This is a genomic window from Kribbella sp. NBC_01505, assembly GCF_045040285.1.
Classification (GTDB): domain Bacteria; phylum Actinomycetota; class Actinomycetes; order Propionibacteriales; family Kribbellaceae; genus Kribbella.
The window spans coordinates 4,428,446-4,444,201 of the sequence record NZ_CP109425.1 but is presented as its reverse complement, the minus strand read 5'-3'; the positions used below and the strand labels follow the sequence as shown (position 1 = coordinate 4,444,201).

General features: G+C 68.1%; 15 protein-coding genes. 7 read left to right on the top strand and 8 right to left on the bottom strand.

Annotated elements, in window-relative coordinates; all coding sequences use genetic code 11:
• Positions 1 to 3: 3 nt before the first annotated feature.
• A complete protein-coding gene (locus OG474_RS21020; protein ID WP_405064047.1) occupies positions 4 to 1,158 on the bottom strand; it encodes a phosphatidylinositol-specific phospholipase C1-like protein in 1,155 nt (384 codons plus the stop codon).
• A gap of 97 nt (positions 1,159 to 1,255) precedes the next feature.
• Here OG474_RS21020 and OG474_RS21015 point away from each other — a divergent pair, with 97 nt between their 5' ends.
• Complete coding sequence (locus tag OG474_RS21015) at positions 1,256 to 1,873, top strand: TetR/AcrR family transcriptional regulator (protein WP_405064046.1); 618 nt, start codon at positions 1,256 to 1,258, stop codon at positions 1,871 to 1,873.
• Positions 1,874 to 1,927: 54 nt separating this feature from the next.
• On the opposite strand, the gene OG474_RS21010 is transcribed toward OG474_RS21015, so the two are convergent.
• Together OG474_RS21010 and OG474_RS21005 are read right to left on the bottom strand one after the other, a co-directional pair.
• A complete protein-coding gene (locus OG474_RS21010) occupies positions 1,928 to 2,365 on the bottom strand; it encodes a DUF3592 domain-containing protein (RefSeq protein WP_405064045.1) in 438 nt (145 codons plus the stop codon).
• A 133-nt stretch (positions 2,366 to 2,498) separates the two neighbouring features.
• Complete coding sequence (locus tag OG474_RS21005; protein ID WP_405064044.1) at positions 2,499 to 4,373, bottom strand: DUF5107 domain-containing protein; 1,875 nt, start codon at positions 4,371 to 4,373, stop codon at positions 2,499 to 2,501.
• 67 nt (positions 4,374 to 4,440) lie between these two features.
• Between OG474_RS21005 and OG474_RS21000 the strand changes: the two genes are divergently transcribed.
• Positions 4,441 to 6,096: an FAD-binding dehydrogenase gene (locus tag OG474_RS21000; protein ID WP_405064043.1), complete on the top strand. Its 1,656-nt coding sequence runs from the start codon at positions 4,441 to 4,443 to the stop codon at positions 6,094 to 6,096.
• Here OG474_RS21000 and OG474_RS20995 read toward each other — a convergent pair.
• Positions 6,093 to 6,950, bottom strand: coding sequence for a serine protein kinase RIO (locus OG474_RS20995; RefSeq protein WP_405064042.1), 858 nt, complete (start codon positions 6,948 to 6,950; stop codon positions 6,093 to 6,095). The genes OG474_RS21000 and OG474_RS20995 overlap by 4 nt on opposite strands.
• Positions 6,951 to 7,168: 218 nt before the next feature.
• Positions 7,169 to 7,846, bottom strand: coding sequence for an NIPSNAP family protein (locus OG474_RS20990; protein ID WP_405064041.1), 678 nt, complete (start codon positions 7,844 to 7,846; stop codon positions 7,169 to 7,171).
• Positions 7,847 to 7,885: 39 nt separating this feature from the next.
• Here OG474_RS20990 and OG474_RS20985 point away from each other — a divergent pair, with 39 nt between their 5' ends.
• A complete protein-coding gene (locus tag OG474_RS20985; RefSeq protein ID WP_405064040.1) occupies positions 7,886 to 8,749 on the top strand; it encodes a hypothetical protein in 864 nt (287 codons plus the stop codon).
• A gap of 18 nt (positions 8,750 to 8,767) precedes the next feature.
• A complete protein-coding gene (locus tag OG474_RS20980; RefSeq protein ID WP_405064039.1) occupies positions 8,768 to 9,613 on the top strand; it encodes a Ku protein in 846 nt (281 codons plus the stop codon).
• 3 nt (positions 9,614 to 9,616) lie between these two features.
• Here OG474_RS20980 and OG474_RS20975 read toward each other — a convergent pair whose 3' ends face one another.
• Complete coding sequence (locus OG474_RS20975) at positions 9,617 to 10,276, bottom strand: hypothetical protein (protein ID WP_405064038.1); 660 nt, start codon at positions 10,274 to 10,276, stop codon at positions 9,617 to 9,619.
• A 97-nt stretch (positions 10,277 to 10,373) separates the two neighbouring features.
• Entirely contained in the window at positions 10,374 to 11,666 is a 1,293-nt protein-coding gene (locus OG474_RS20970; RefSeq protein ID WP_405064037.1) for an MFS transporter, read from the bottom strand.
• Between the two features lie 117 nt (positions 11,667 to 11,783).
• On the opposite strand from OG474_RS20970, the gene OG474_RS20965 reads away from it, so the two are divergent.
• Together OG474_RS20965 and OG474_RS20960 are read left to right on the top strand one after the other, a co-directional pair.
• A complete protein-coding gene (locus OG474_RS20965) occupies positions 11,784 to 12,257 on the top strand; it encodes a MarR family winged helix-turn-helix transcriptional regulator (RefSeq protein ID WP_405064036.1) in 474 nt (157 codons plus the stop codon).
• Positions 12,258 to 12,358: 101 nt separating this feature from the next.
• Positions 12,359 to 14,464, top strand: a complete 2,106-nt coding sequence (locus OG474_RS20960) for a thiamine pyrophosphate-dependent enzyme (RefSeq protein ID WP_405064035.1) — start codon at positions 12,359 to 12,361, stop codon at positions 14,462 to 14,464.
• On the opposite strand, the gene OG474_RS20955 is transcribed toward OG474_RS20960, so the two are convergent.
• The gene (locus tag OG474_RS20955) at positions 14,454 to 14,951 is read right to left on the bottom strand and encodes a DUF1992 domain-containing protein (protein WP_405064034.1); all 498 of its coding nucleotides are present in this window, start codon (positions 14,949 to 14,951) and stop codon (positions 14,454 to 14,456) included. The genes OG474_RS20960 and OG474_RS20955 overlap by 11 nt on opposite strands.
• Positions 14,952 to 15,059: 108 nt before the next feature.
• On the opposite strand from OG474_RS20955, the gene OG474_RS20950 reads away from it, so the two are divergent.
• Positions 15,060 to 15,632: a hypothetical protein gene (locus OG474_RS20950; RefSeq protein ID WP_405064033.1), complete on the top strand. Its 573-nt coding sequence runs from the start codon at positions 15,060 to 15,062 to the stop codon at positions 15,630 to 15,632.
• Positions 15,633 to 15,756: the final 124 nt, after the last annotated feature.

Sequence of the window (15,756 nt, the reverse complement as noted above, 5' to 3'; positions counted from 1 at the left end):
AGATCACCTCTCAGCTACATGCGCTCCGGGCTTCCCGGTGACGGGGTTCAAGCGTACGGGAGTGTCCCCGGGCAGCTCGGCGACGAAGTCGCTGTCGTAGCGCGATGCCATCCCGGCCACCGGGAAGTCGGTGCTGACGAACTGTGCACCGCTGCCCAGCGCGATCCCGACCCGGCTGAACTCGTTGTTCCGGATCGTCGCCAGCGGCTCGTCGGACCGGGTCCGGACCAGGTAGCCCTTCTTCACCAGGCGCTGGATCTCGGCCGTGCCCGCGGCGCGCGGGTCGTTCACCTGGGTGATCGCGGCGTCGGCCTCACCCTCGGCACCGCGGGTGAAGACGGCGCGGCCCTCCAGGTTCGGCTTGCCCGCCCGATACAGGTCGCGGATCTCGGTTCCAGGACCACCGTTGTCAAAGTAGAACAGCACCTTGCCGGCCGCGTTCTTGAGCGTCGGCCAGCCCTTGGTGGTCACCGACTGCTCGAGCGTCAGGCCCGGCTTGCGTACGTCGTCCGGCGACAGCAACTGCTGCTCGCTGAAGACCGAGCGGATCTCGGCGTCGACGCTGTTCAGGTTGCCGGCGTCCCACGGCGGAGCCTTCACGCCACCCTGGGCGACGATCGCCGGGTCGGACTGCTTCAGCTCGAGGTTGATCACGATCGGCGCCGCGTGCGGGTGCGCGTCGGACCAGGTCTTCACCTGCTGCAGGCACTGCACGAAGCTGCGGCAGACGGTGTTGTAGTCCACGTCGACGATGTGCATCACCTTGATGCCGGGCTTGGCCAGCTCCGGGTCGGTGAGCGCGGGCAGCTGGGCGATCTTGCGGATCAGCGGGTAGGTGTAGAGGCCGCCGGCCGGGTCCGGGAACAGGTCGAGCTCCAGCTGCCGGACGTTCTGGTCCTCGAGCTGCTGCCCGAGCGGGGCGTGCGAGTACCAGAGGTCGACCGAGTCCGGACGCTGCCCGAACTGGATCTGCTTCTCCTTGTCACTGACCTCACGGTGGTAGGAGTTGTGCGAACCCATCACCTGGATCTGGTTCATCTTCACGCCGGCCGACGTACTGGCCTGTGAGGTCTGAGTGGTCAAGGCCGAACCGGCCAGGCCGGACGCGGCGACGGCGGTGGTCGCGATCCCGGCGATCACCGATTTGCTGATACGCATCTGTTGCGTTCCCTCCCATGAGTCATGACGCAGATCTGACGGCAATCTGTCATACGAAGGTGGCAGCGTTGTCGACGATCCGGTGCACAATGGCCGAATGGTGACATCGGGGGCGTATCCGCTGCGCCGCACACCGACCCAGGACCGGGCCAGCCGCCAGGTCGAGCGGATTCTCGACGCGGCCTGTGCCGAGGTCGTCGAGCGTGGGTACGACGCGGCCTCCACCAGCGGGATCGCGAAACGGGCCGAGATCGCGGTCGGCAGCGTCTATCGGTACTTCCCCGACAAACGCAGCCTGATCCAGGCGATCGAACGCCGCAACCAGGCCCGCTACACGGAGGCGGTGAGCATCCGGCTGGCAGAGGTGACCAGCTGGCGGCAGGCCGTCGACGTCACGATGACGACGTTCCGCGAGATGCACCGGACCGACCCGGGCTTCCGCGCCGTCGTCCTGAGCGGACTCGGCGATCCGGATCTGGAGACCCAGCCGGGTGAGTACGACGACCAGCACGCCGGCGAGTTCTCGGAGTTGCTGGTGGGGCGCTTCGGCGCTGTCGACAGCCGCGAGTTCCGCTTGGCGGTCACGCTCGCGATCGCGATGGGCGAGGCCCTCGCCCATCTGGCCGACCGGCTCGACGAGCCCGAGGCCGAGTACGTGCTGTCGCAGGGGCTGCCCGCCATCTACAGCGCGCTCGCCCCACATTTCCCCGTGTGAATCACAAAACCCTCACCTGTCATCAGGTGAGGGACTCCAAAGGCCGGTCGGGGACTACCGCTGTGGCAGCGGCTCCCCCGTTGAAGGCTGGCCCGTTGAAGGCTGGCCCGCTCGCGGCCCCAACTGGGGCCAGTGGGTGACGCGACCGGCGATCCGGCCGCGACGTGGCGCGCGCACGTCGTACGCGACGATCACACGATCGCCCTTGACGTACGACGTCCTGCTGCCCGTCGGGATCTTGCGAGCGACCTCGAAGGGTCCCTCACCCCGCCGGGTGTAGTACTCGACCGTCACCTCGGTGTAGACAGCCGGGGTTCCGTTCTCCAGGCGGCCGTGCACCGGGCCGCGGACCCGGATCACCCGCCCTGCGGTCTTTTCCTCACTACCCGAAGCGTTCGCCTCACGCCGGGAACCACTGACCACATCCGCCACGATCAAGGTTGTGACCAGCAGCACCAGGCCGAACCCACCGAGTACAACGATGGTCAACATGGCACTCACCCCCGACGCGTCGCCCGCGAGCGACGCGGTCGTTGTCGAAACTGACTGCGCGGCCTTTGCCGCACGACGGTGAGACGCCGGTTACACGTACTAGGTTCCAGGTTCGGACAAAGAATTTGTTCCGTCAGGTTCCCGACATGCCGAACTGGTACTCCGGAGGTACCGGACGCCCCGTTCCGAGTGCTTCCTCAGCGGCCAACCAGTAGTCGGTCAGCGGATTCGCACCTTCGCGCACAGTAGCCAGCTGAATCCCCTCCGCCAGCAGTTCGTGCGCCCGCTGCGGATCGCCGGTGTCCAGGGCGTACCGGACAAGCAGCAGCCGCACGCGCGGATCAGCCGCCACCTCTTCCGACAGCCCGTCGAACAGCCGCCGCGCCAACTCCGCGTCCGCGTCGAGCGCAGCCCCGATCGCCTCGACCTGCAGTTCGACCAGATCCGGCAGCAGCGCCACCGCCTGCTCGTAGTACGAGAGCTCGCCCGTCACGAACCCGAGGTTCCGCAGCGCCCACGGGTTGTCCCCCGACTCGCGCCACGCCTCCAGCGCCCCGGCCTCATCGCCGGCGTGGTACCGCGCAACCCCACGGTGATACCAGACCAGCCAGTTGTCCGCCGCCTTCTCCAGCAGCTCCCGCCACCCCACCAACGTCCCGTCCGGTACGCCGTCCACCGCCGGCAACTGTCCATCCAGCAACGGCAACCAGGCCCGCTCGCGGTCCGTCATGGTCTCCACGGCGAACGGCGTCCCTTGCGATACCGACCATCCGCTCCGCGCCAGCTCCAGCGCACCCCACCCTGATCCAACCGCCAGCCGCTCCGCCGGTGCCGCGTCGATCACCGCCGACCACTCGGCCTCGCGCGCCGGCAGCCCGTCGACGACCGCGTGCAGTGCCACGGCGCCCGCCGTACGGGCAACTTGCCAGTCGTCGGAGTGTGCCGCTACCGGATCCACCGACACTCGACCGTAGGCCTCCAGCCATTGCCAAGCAGTTGCCCCCGGCAACTTCAGGTGCTCCATCTGGGTCCGCGCCAGCCCCGCCTGAATCTCCGCATACCCAGGACCGTCAAGACCCGGCGCCAGCCACTCCTGCCACCGGCGACCGCCCGGAGCCTCGCCCCAGACGAACAGCTTCCGTCCCCGCAACCGCTCGGTCGATGTCTGCGCCAAACCGTTGCCCTCAGCATCGACTGATGCGATCCACGGCCGCTCGCCCGGGATCGGTTCGAAGAAGTAGTCGACCGCCTTCTCGTGCGAGGTCGGATAAGTCAGCTCACTCGACACGTCGATCAGATCCAGCCGAGCGCCGTACCCGTATTGCCACGCCTGATCCGCCGGCGCCAGCACCCGCGTCCGCTCGGACTGGTCAACCGCGATGTTCGACCACCAGTACGCCGGGACCTCGTGGTCGGCCGGATTCTGCAGCCGCACGCCGACGTACAGGAAGGTGGAGTCGGAAGGCAGCCAGAAGTCGAGCTGGGTGACGAGGTTCCGGGTCCGCTCGAGCTCCCACAACCGCAGGATCGGCGTACCGTCCGGACCCTCGACGCGCGCCGCGTGCATCGGGGCGCAGGTCCCGGTCCAGTGGCCGGTGCTGCCGAAGTTCCACTCGACGCCGCCCGCGAACCAGGCGTTGCGCAGGGCAAGGTTCGCGGGTTGGAAGACGGGGTTGCGGTAGAGCAGCTCGGCACCGGACGCCTTGTCGATGAGCGAATACAGCCGGCCTCCGAGGCTCGGCAGCACGACCGCGCGAACGTGATCGTTCTCCAGGACGAGCGACGGCAGTACGGTCTCGACGAGCGTGCGGTCGTACCCGTCCTGATCCAGACACGGCAAGGTACTGCGCAGACCGCCGTACTCGATGTTGGCCCGGAGGTCGGCCGGGAGCTCGGCGAGGTTGCGGACCTCGTGCACCTCTTGGTGGCTGCGCAGCGGCGGCAGCGGGTTCTCGCCGCCCAGAGCAGCGGCGGGCAGCACGAGATCTTGCGCAGAAAGGATCGTCACACCCGACATTCTTGCAACTACGCGCAATGGAGTCCATCCCTGCTTACCGTCCGGTATACATGTCCGCATGGACGCCGATGTGATCGTCGTGGGGGCGGGACTGGCCGGGCTGGCAGCGACCGCGGAGCTTGCCGATGCGGGCAAGAAGGTGCTGCTGCTGGACCAGGAGCCGGAGGCGTCACTGGGCGGCCAGGCGTTCTGGTCGTTCGGCGGGCTGATGTTCGTGGACTCCCCCGAGCAGCGCCGGCTGGGAATCAAGGATTCACACGAGCTTGCCTGGCAGGACTGGCTCGGCTCGGCCGGATTCGACCGGCTGGAGGACGAGGACAAGTGGGCCCGGCAGTGGGCCGAGGCGTACGTCGACTGGACCGCGGGCGAGAAGCGGTCCTGGCTGCACGACCAAGGTGTGCGGTTCTTCCCCGTGGTCGGCTGGGCCGAGCGCGGCGGGTACAACGCTGACGGGCACGGCAACTCGGTGCCGCGCTTCCACATCACCTGGGGCACCGGCCCGGGCCTGGTCGCGCCGTTCGAGCGCCGCGTGCGTGAGGCAGTGGCCAAGGGCCTGGTCGAGTTCCGCTTCCGGCACCGTGTCGATGAGCTGACCGTCACCGGCGGTGTCGTCGACGGCGTCTCCGGCAAGGTGCTGGAGCCCAGCAGCGTGCTCCGCGGTCAGCCGAGTTCGCGGACCGAGGTCAGTGACTTCGAACTGTCCGCGCAGGCGGTCATCGTCACGTCGGGCGGCATCGGCGGCAACCACGATCTCGTCCGCCAGCAGTGGCCGAAGCGGATGGGTGAACCACCGAAGCGGATGATCAGCGGCGTACCGGCGCATGTCGACGGCCGGATGCTCGCGATCACCGAGCAGGCCGGCGGCCGGTACGTGAACCGCGACCGGATGTGGCACTACACCGAAGGCATCCAGAACTGGGACCCGATCTGGCCGATGCACGGCATCCGGATCCTGCCCGGCCCGTCGTCGCTGTGGTTCGACGCCACCGGCAAGCGGCTGCCGGTCCCGCTGTTCCCCGGCTTCGACACCCTGGGCACGCTCGAGCACATCATGACCACGGGCTACGACTACACGTGGTTCGTGCTCACGCAGAAGATCATCGACAAGGAGTTCAGCCTCTCCGGCCAGGAGCAGAACCCGGACCTGACCGGCAAGGACATCAAGGCCGTCCTCGGCCGCGCCCGCGGGGGACCGACGCCGCCGGTGAAGGCGTTCATGGACAAGGGCGCCGACTTCGTGATCCGGGACGACCTGGCCAGTCTGGTCCGCGGCATGAACGACCTGACCGGCGACAACCTGATCAACCTCGCGGACCTCGAGCGCCAGATCGTCGCCCGGGACCGCGAGCTGACCAACACCTTCACCAAGGACCTGCAGGTCACCGCGTTGCGCGGGGCCCGCAACTACCGCGGCGACAAGCTGATCCGGGTCGCGACTCCACACCGGATCCTCGACCCCAAGGCCGGCCCGCTGATCGCGGTCCGGCTGAACATCCTGACCCGCAAGTCGCTGGGCGGTCTGCAGACCGACCTCGACTCGCGGGTCCTGCGCAACGACGGTACGCCGCTGCCTGGCGTCTACGCGGCCGGCGAAGTGGCCGGCTTCGGTGGCGGCGGGATCCACGGCTACCGCTCACTCGAAGGGACCTTCGTCGGCGGTTGCCTGTTCACCGGTCGCACCGCCGGCCGCGCAGCTGCCAAGGCAGTCAGTTAGAAGGCCATCGAGAGGAGATCGGCGAACAGCTCCTGTTCGTCGATCTCCAAGCCCCTGCTGGTGAAATAGGTCGCCATGTTGTGGCAGTCCCGGAGGAGGAACTCCATCCCCTTCGGGTTACCGACGATGTCGATCACCTGCGGCAGATCGATCATCACGATCCGCTCCTTCTGAGCCAGCACGTTGTACGGCGACAGGTCGCCGTGCGCGAGGCCGGCCCGGGCCAGCTCCCGCATGGCGCCCCGCAACTGCTCGAAGTACTCGCCGAGCAGCTCCTTCGACGGCCGGACCTGGGCGAGCCGTGGCGCGGCCCCACCCTCACCGTCGTCGATGAACTCCATCAACAGTTCGGTCCCGTCGATCTGGACCGGATACGGCACCGGGACGCCGGCTTTCCACAGCTGGTTCAGCGCACCCCACTCCGCGCCGGCCCACTGGCCCGCGGCCACGTTGCGGCCGTGCTGGGTCTTCTTGGCCATGGCCCGGCTGTCGCGGCTGTTGCGGGTACGCCGACCTTCGACGTACGACGTACTGCGGTGGAAGGACCGGTGCTCCTCGCCGCGGTACCGCTTGGCCGCCAGCAACGAGGACTGTGCAGGCGCGTCGCCGATGGCTTCGACGGCGCGCTCGATCAGGAAGACATCAGCTTCCTTACCGGTTTTAAGGACGCCGAGCTCGGTATCGATCGCGGCCTGTGCCGTCACCACCCACGAAGGGCGGGGCTCAGGCCCGCGAGAACCGCGCTCGACGTCCAGCCAGGTGGTCCAGCGCTGGTTCGGCGCCAGAGTTTCGTCGACCTGCTGGAATTCGAATGAGTACGAGTCAGATTCGGTACGAAAGACGTCGGAAGACATCGGGAGTGCTCCTGAGGCTTGGAGTGAGACTGACGCGGACATGCCGCAGCACAGTGATAGCCATCCGTCAGCCCTCCTTAAGCCCAGGCAGCGCTCGTCGCCGCTCAAGTCGATTCAGCATGCCCGCCCAGATCCAGCCGCGCAACGTATTTATCTACGGTCGACAGACACCCCAGCGCAGTAGCCGCTCAAGGCCAGCTGTCGATGCTCCTCGGGGATCAGCGCAACTGTGATCGTTCAGTCGGGCGGAGCCGCAACTCCTGCCCTGCCCACTGGGGTCCGAGCTCGCCGCGGACGACCCCGTACGCCGCGTCGTCGGCGAAGCGCGCGAGCCAGACGAGGACGGTGTCGTCGCGGAGCGGGAGCGCGGGAAAGTTGTTCTCGGCGGGAAGCGTGCGGAAGATCGCCAGCGGCGAGACGCCTAGCGTGGTGAGGATGGGGAGCAGGTCGTGCTGGAAGTGGTCTTCGAAGCCGTCGGCGGCCGGATGGACGATGCCCGCGATGACCGATGACGCCGGGCTGGTTGGGTGCGGTGCAGTTGGCTGTGGGTAGTCCGGGCCGAGGTGGATCGGTTCGAGCAGGAGCGCGTTGTCGGAGTCGAGCATGGTGGCGTTGGCCGCTTCCGCGTGTTCGCGCCAGATCGGGCCGTAGTAGAACGACTTGAGAGCTTCGGCGCGGGCTTCGAGACTGTGGAAACCGCGGAGCCAGACGAAGCGGTCGGGGTCGTCCAGGTCGCGGAACTGACCGGCGATGTGCATCCCGCACACCTCCTGGCCTTCGACGAAGTGTTCGTCGAACAGGTCGATCAAGGCATCACGCCGGCCTGGGTGCAGCGTGTACTGGCGGAGGTCGACGACGGAGCAGCATTGGTTCACCTCGCGAGCCAACCAGCTCAACCTGCCAGAACATGTCAGCTTTCGGGTAGCGTCGGGCGGGTGGACTTCGAGGAGGCAGCCGACCAGCTGTATGCGGTTCCGGCTGCCGACTTCATTGCGACGCGCAACGAGCTGGCCAAACAGTTGAAGGCTGACGGCGACCAGCTCGGTTCGACGCGTCTGAAGGCGCTGCGCAAACCGACGGTCGCCGCCTGGGTCACGAACCTGGTGGCCCACAACGCGCCGGACGACCTGGATGATCTGATCGCGCTGGGCGACGAGTTCCGTGAGGCGACCGCCGACATGGACGGCGGCCGGCTGCGGGAGTTGACCCCCAAGCGCCACCAGTTGCTGGACAAGCTCGTCAAAGAGGCTGGCCGGCTCGCCAAGGCGGCCGATCAGAAGGTCAGCGCGGATGTCACTCAGAAGCTCCGCGAGACACTCGATGCTGCCCTGGTCGACCCTGCTGCCGGCGACGCCGTACGGGAGGGGCGTTTGAGCAGTGCGCTGCGGCATGTCGGGTTCGGCGTCGTGGACGAGAACGGCGAACCGACCAACGTCACCCCGCTCACCGACGAACGGCGCGCGGCCGCGCGAGCCCGCCGGAAGACCCAGCAGGCCGAGGAAGCCGCCGATACCAAGGCCGCGGACGAGCAGGACCGCGCGCAGCGCGAAGCCGAGGAACGCGAAGCCAAGGAGCGCGCCGAGGCCAAGAAGGTCTTCGAGGAGGCCGTCGCCGTTGCTCAAGCGGCCGAGGCACGCGTCGAGGACCTCGACAAGCAACTCGACGATGCCCGCGAGGCGCTCGCCGAGGCACAGCAACTGGTCCACAACGTCGGCGCCGAGCTCGACGAAGCCCGACGTACCGCCCGCGAAGCCCAGAAGGAAAGCCGCGAGGCGCGCAAACGCTACAACCGCATGTGAGGTGGGTACCGGGGTCGCATGGCGCGATCGATCTGGAGCGGTTACATCACCTTCGGCCTGGTCTCGGTACCGGTCGGGCTGTACAGCGCGACCCAGGAACACGAGCTGGACTTCCACCAGTTCCAGCGCGGCACCTCCGACCGGATCCGGTACAAGCGGGTCAACGAACGCACCGGCCGTGAGGTCGCGTTCGACAAGATCGTGAAGGGCCACGACCTCGGCAACGGCAAGTACGTCGTGGTCGAGCCGGCCGAGCTGGACGACATCGCGCCGGGCAAGTCCCGGTCGCTGGAGATCGACACCTTCGTCGACCTGGACGAGATCGATCCGATCCACTTCCAGAAGACCTACTACCTCGGTCCGAAGGACGGTGACAACGCGTCGTCGTACGGGCTGTTGCGGGATGCGCTGGTGAAGACGAACCGGGCCGGGATCGCGAAGTTCGTGATGCGCGGCAAGGAGTACCTGGCCGCGATCCGCGCGCAGGACAAGGTGCTGGTGCTGGAGACGATGTACTTCGCGGACGAGATCCGGGACCCGGTCGAGGAGCTGGACGGTCTGCCGGCCAAGTCGCGGGCCGGGAAGCAGCTGACGATGGCCGCCGACCTGATCGAGGCGATGAGCGGCGAGTGGAAACCTTCGTCGTACAAGGACACCTATACCGAGCGGGTGAAGAAGCTCGTCGAGACCAAGCGCAAGGGCAAGGAGGTCGTGTTCTCCGAGGAGGAGCCGGAGGCGACCACCCCGACCGACCTGGTCAGCGCGCTGCGCGCCAGCGTCGAGGCCGCCCGCAAGTCCCGCACAACTCGCACCACCAAGAAGGCAGCGCCCAAGAAGAAGGCAGCGCGGAAGAAGGCAGCCTGAGGGCTATTCGCCGTGCGCCATCAGGTACGTCGTCGGGTTCGGCGGGGCGCCGGCGTCGAGCCAGCGCTGGAAGCCGACCGGGTTGCGGCGCTCGAACTCGTCCAGGCAGATCCGCCGCACCTCAGCGACCGCCTGCCGGTCGCGCATGTCAGCGCCCTGGGCGAGCTGGCCGGCGGTCTCGACCCAGACATCGCACAGCTCGCTGATGCTCAGCGGGCACTGCAGGGAAGCGATCAGCGCCTCGTCCTCGAGGAACTGCTCCTCGGTCAGCCGCCGGATCCGGCGCTGCCGACGCCAAGACCGCTCGGGGCGATCCGGCACGACGAGGTCGATCAGCACGAAGATGACCGCCCCGACCAGGAGCGTCGCGACACCGAAGGCGCCGTCCGCGACCAGGCGGACCAGACCGGGCAGGCAGAGCACGCCGACCGCGGCGAAGGCCGCGACCGTGACGGCCGAGTAGTCCGGGGTTTCGTCGACGACGTGCCGGATGACCGCGGCCAAGGGCCAGACGATCAGGAACACGACGCCGAGCAGCAGCGATGCCCCCAACGGGCCAAGCAGCAGCACGCCGGTGAGTGCCCCAATCGTCGCGGCACCCAATCCGGCAGCAATCACCACCCGCTGCACACTCACAGTCACGCCCACCTCACGTAATCCCACCCACTACTCCGTAGAACGAGCGGCCCTATCCCACCGTTCCCCAAAGAAGACGTCTGGAACCTCGCGAAAGGTTGTCATCGCCCGATAGGGAGCTGGGTCAGGCGCTGGCGGGCTCCGGGGCGGGATCGAGCGGGTTGGCGATCTCGTCGGCGGGCAGCCGGCCGAAGTAGACGACGAAGAGGCAGATGACGGCGGGCCCGACGCCGGCGATGACGAAGACGGCCGGGACGCCGAGCAGGGCGCCGGCCGGACCGGCGAGAGCCATCGAGACTGGCATCAGCAGCAGCGAGACGAAGAAGTCGAGACTGGAGATCCGGCCGCGGAGCTGATCCGGAACCCGGCGCTGGAGCAGCGTGCCCCAGATGACCATCGCCGCCGAGCCGGAGGCACCGACCAGGGCGGCACCCGCCGCCATCACCCAGAGGTCCCGGGCGATACCGAGGACCACGATCGGCAGCGCCCCGAAGCCCCAGATCAACGTCATGATCGTCAGGTAGCGGCGCGGCAGACTGCGGGACGAGATCAGCAGCGCACCGATCGCTCCGCCGATGCCGAAGGCCGCGAGCACCAGACCGAAGTCCTTCGGCCCGCCGCCCAACTGGTCCTTGACGGCGAACGGCAGCAACACCTCCAGCGGCCCGAGGATCAGCAGCACGAAGACCGTGCCGAACAGCAACGACGCGAGCAGCCACCGCGTACGCCGTACATAGGTCCAGCCTTCACGGAGATCCGCGAACATCGCCCGCATGCCGGTCGCCCGCTCCTCGTCGACCTCGGCCGGCTCCGCAGCCGGGAGCCGCATCGCGAGCACACAGGCGGCCGAGAAGAAGTAGGTCAGCGCGGTGATCAGGATCGCCAGCCCCGGCGACATGGCGGCGATGACTAGACCGCCGAGCGCGGGGCCGGTGGCCTGCTGCGCCAACGGCCGCAGCGTCCCCTCGAGCCCGTTGGCCGCCAGCAACTCGTCAGCAGGCAGCAGCTTCGGCACGAGCGCCGTGTACGCCGGTATCAGGAACGCCTCGCCGGCGCCGATCAGCACGGCGGCTCCGGCCAGATGCCAGATCTCCAGCAGCTCGGTCAACGCGAGACCCGCGACCACGAGCAGCACGAACCCCCGGACCACATCGGCCGCGACCATGACCGAGCGCTGCGAGAGCCGATCGGCCGCAACTCCGCCGAACAGCACGCAGACAACCAAACCGATGCTGTACGCCGTGGTCACCACCGACAGCTGGACCGGACCGCCACCGAGCTCGATCACCTGCCAGGCCAGCGCGACCAGCCACAGTCCACTGCCGAGCAGCGCCACCGCCAGGCCGATCCAGAGCAGCCGGTAGTTGCGGTGCCGCAGCGGCCGAACCGCCTTCCACCCCGCGCCTGCCTCGCTCACGATCGCCTCCTTCTGCTCGCACCGCGGACTCTTCCACCCAGCGCCGACAGAATATCCATGCGAACAGTTCACGTGTCAACAGTTTATCTGTGCATGGAACGGCGTAGACTCCCTTCCATGCCGCCGGAGATGAGCCCCACCCAACTCCAGGCCTGGCGAGCGATGTACCGCGCGGACACCCTGCTGTTCGCGCATCTCGACAACACGCTCCGGACCAGGCTGAAGATGAGTTACTTCGAGCACGAGGTGCTGCGCGCCCTGGACGGCGCCGGCGGCCGGATGCGGATGGCCCCGCTGGCCGCGGAGCTGATGATCTCCCGCAGCGGCGCGACCCGGCTGATCGGCAAGCTCGAGGACAAGGACGGCTGGGTGGTCCGCCGGAACACTCCCGAGGACCGCCGCGCGACCTGGGCGGAGCTGACCGAGGACGGCCGGACGGCGCTCGACGCGGCCCGACCCGTGGTCGAAGCTGTGGTCTCGACGTTCTTCGCGGATCATGTATCGAATGAGGACCTTCACGGCGCGAGCCGGATCCTGGACGTCCTGGCCGACGCCAATCCGAACGACGACGGATTCGACTGCGGCCTCTGACCAGGGCCTTGCCCCATGACTCTGTCTATTCCGCGCTCCGCGCGGCGGCCAGGGGGCTTTAACTCCAGCCCTTCCCTCGTCACTCCAGGTCAGGAGGCCCCATGACCGGCGTCGACGAGCGGTTCGCGGAGCGGGTGCGCGCCCTCAAACCCGCCCCCTGCGACTACCCCGCCGATCTGCTGCGCAGCCTGTACGACGCTCAGCTCGGCAGCCGGCACGCGGATCTGGCCGCGCGCTGGATGCAGGCGCAGGGCCACGGCTTCTACACGATCGGGTCGGCCGGCCACGAGGGCAACGCGGCCGTCGCCGCGGCCCTCCGGTCGACCGACCCGGCGCTGCTGCACTATCGCTCCGGCGCCTTCTACCTGGCCCGCGCTGACCAGTGCGGTGTGAAGGACGGACTGCGGGACATCCTGCTCGGCGTCGCCGCCGCAACCACCGAGCCGATCTCGGGCGGCCGGCACAAGGTCTTCGGCCGCCACGACCTCGCGATCATCCCGCAGACCTCGACGATCGCGTCCCACCTGCCGCGGGCGATGGGAGTCGCGTTCTCGATGGCCCGCGCCGCGAAGCTCGGCGTACCGTCGCCTTGGCCTGCGGACGCGATCGTGGTGACCAGCTTCGGCGACGCATCCGCCAACCACTCGACGGCCACCGGCGCGATCAACGCCGCGCTGCATACGTCGTACCAGGGCATCCCGATGCCGTTGCTGTTGGTCTGCGAAGACAACGGGCTAGGGATCAGCGTGCGGACGCCGGACGGCTGGATCAAGCAGGCCTACGGCCAGCGGCCCGGTCTGCGGTATTTCGATGCCGATGGCACCGATCTCGCCGCGACCCTGACAATGGCGACGGAAGCAGCCACCTTCGTACGACGGAATCGGCGGCCGGCGTTCCTCCGGCTGCGGACCGTCCGGCTGCTCGGCCACGCCGGCTCCGACGTCGAAGCGGCGTACCGGAGCACGGCAGAGGTCGCCGCCGACGAGGTGCTGGACCCACTACTCGGTACGGCGCGCCGCCTGCTCGGCGCGGGTCTCACCGCCGACGAGGTGATCGATCTCTACGAGGACAAGCGCGCCGAGGCGATGCGGATCGCGGCCGAGGTCTCCGGTCTTCCACAGCTGTCATCCGCCGAGGCAGTCGCCGCGCCACTCCGCTTCCCCGACCCGGCGACCGTCGCGCAAGCGTTGCCCCAACGCACACCGACCACAGAGCGCCTCACACTGAGCCAATCCATCAACCGCGCGCTGAGCGACGTACTGGCGTCCTATCCCGAGGCGATGGTCTTCGGCGAGGACGTCAGCCGCAAGGGCGGCGTGTACGGCGTGACGCGCGGACTGCAGAAGGCGCATGGCGCGGCCCGGGTCTTCGACACCTTGCTGGATGAGCAGTCGATCCTCGGTCTCGCGCTCGGCGCCGGGGTCTCCGGGCTGCTGCCGATCCCCGAGATCCAGTACCTGGCCTATCTGCACAACGCCGAGGACCAACTCCGCGGCGAGGCAGCGTCACTGAAGTTCTTCTCGCAGGAGCAGTACTCGAATCCGATGGTTCTGCGGATCGCTGGCTATGGCTATCAGAAGGGCTTCGGCGGCCACTTCCACAACGACGACGCGATCGGCGTCCTGCGCGACATCCCGGGTCTCGTGATCGCGTCCCCCTCGCGCCCGGACGACGCGGCGGCGATGCTGCACACCTGCGCCGCGGCGGCCCGATCGTCCGGCACGGTCAGCGTCTTCCTCGAGCCGATCGCGCTCTACCACCGCCGCGATCTGTACGACGAGGCCGACGACGCGTGGTCGACGCCGTACCCGACCGAGCCGGTGCCGATCGGCCGCGGCCGCACCTACGGCACTGGCACCGAGTTGACCCTCGTGAGCTTCGGCAACGGCGTACCGATGAGTCTTCGGGTCGCGGCGCGGGTTCCCGGCGTACGGGTGCTCGACCTGCGGTGGCTGGCGCCGTTACCGGTCGAGGATTTGTTGCGTGAGGCAACGGCCACCGGCCGGGTGCTCGTCGTCGACGAGACCCGGCGATCCGGCGGCGTGTCCGAAGGCGTGCTGGCCGCGCTGATCGACCATGGCTACGCCGGCCGAATGGGCCGCGTCACGTCGGAGGACTCGTTCGTCCCGCTCGGCGACGCGGCGCGGCAGGTGCTGCTCAGTGAGGAGACGATCGAGACCGCCGCCCGGGCACTGCTCAAGAACTGAAGATCCGCTGCCAGATCGACTTCTTCGCCGGTACGGCGGGCTCCTCGGCGGCACGGACAGCCGCCCGCCGGCGGTTCTCCAGCCACTCGTCGTGGTCGACGCGCCACTGCGCGAGCGCCGCCTCGGCGTCGACCTTCCCGACCGGGATCACCGGGCCGGTGGTGTCGCGGATGTTCAGCACGATCCGCTTGTTCAGGTCCTCGAGGTAGTCGCGCACCTCGGACTCCCGGCGCATCTTCGCGACCTTCTCGCGGATCTGCGCCTTCTCCTTGCGCAGCAGCACGGCCGGCGGCAGCAGGGCATCGGTGTCGATGTTCTCCCGGCGGATGAAGTCCTTCACCCACCAGTCGGGGTCATGCTTGTCCGCAAGCTTCAACGGCTTCCCCGCGCCGACCAGATTGTCGAACTCGCCGGCCTTCTCGGCCTCGCGCAGTTGCCAGTCGATCCACTCCTGCATCGACATACTCGGGGGCTTGCGGCTGGTCATCGTCGACACCTCCACGGTTGCTCCGGACGTCCATTCTAAGGGCTTGTGAATGCAATCACAAGAGGTGCTGGACGGCGGGCTGATACTGGCTGTGCCGATACTGGAGGGGTGACCCTGACCGACGACCAGATCGCCGCGCTGACCCCGGCGGAGCGGCGCGACCTACTGCTGCGGCTGGTGCCGCGCCCGGAGGGGTTGCCGTCGGTGCGCACGATCAACCGGATCCGCAAGTGGCGAACCGCGCTGATCCTGCTCTGCTCGCTGGCGCTCATCCCGTGGACGGTCTACCTGGCCGTCACCCTGCCCAACCACTACGTCGCGCGGAACTGGGTCGCCACCTGGGTCGGCTTCGACATCCTGCTACTCGCCACCCTCGCCCTGACCGCGATCGCCGGCTGGAAGCGCCGGGTGATGGTCTTCCCGACCGCGGTGATCTCCGGCGTACTGCTGCTCTGCGACGCCTGGTTCGACATCCTCACCAGCCAGCGCAGCGACCTCATGCAGGCGGTGCTCAGCGCCGTACTGCTGGAGATCCCGCTCGCCCTGATCCTCATCGGCGGCCCCCTCAAACTCATGCGCTACCTCGCCGTCCGCTACGGAATGGTCAACTCCCGAACCCACTTCTGGAGCCTCCCCATCCCCGTCCCCGACCTCTACCCCAACCGCAAAGTCCCCTCCTAGCCCCCGCCATCTCATGGGTTACCCCATCCGCTTGCGGGTTCTACACCCGGGCGAGTACAGAACCCACAACCTCATGGGTGGACCCACCAAACGCACCCCGCTCAGCCATCTCATGGGTTACCCC

Bases quoted from the DNA above. Each gene is read 5' to 3' on its own strand.
- OG474_RS20995 (WP_405064042.1), bottom strand. From the start codon at position 6,950: ATGTCTTCCGACGTCTTTCGTACCGAATCTGACTCGTACTCATTCGAA.
- OG474_RS20980 (WP_405064039.1), top strand. From the start codon at position 8,768: ATGGCGCGATCGATCTGGAGCGGTTACATCACCTTCGGCCTGGTCTCG.
- OG474_RS20960 (WP_405064035.1), top strand. From the start codon at position 12,359: ATGACCGGCGTCGACGAGCGGTTCGCGGAGCGGGTGCGCGCCCTCAAA.
- OG474_RS21010 (WP_405064045.1), bottom strand. From the start codon at position 2,365: ATGTTGACCATCGTTGTACTCGGTGGGTTCGGCCTGGTGCTGCTGGTC.
- OG474_RS20955 (WP_405064034.1), bottom strand. From the start codon at position 14,951: ATGACCAGCCGCAAGCCCCCGAGTATGTCGATGCAGGAGTGGATCGAC.
- OG474_RS20965 (WP_405064036.1), top strand. From the start codon at position 11,784: ATGCCGCCGGAGATGAGCCCCACCCAACTCCAGGCCTGGCGAGCGATG.
- OG474_RS21020 (WP_405064047.1), bottom strand. From the start codon at position 1,158: ATGCGTATCAGCAAATCGGTGATCGCCGGGATCGCGACCACCGCCGTC.
- OG474_RS21015 (WP_405064046.1), top strand. From the start codon at position 1,256: ATGGTGACATCGGGGGCGTATCCGCTGCGCCGCACACCGACCCAGGAC.
- OG474_RS21000 (WP_405064043.1), top strand. From the start codon at position 4,441: ATGGACGCCGATGTGATCGTCGTGGGGGCGGGACTGGCCGGGCTGGCA.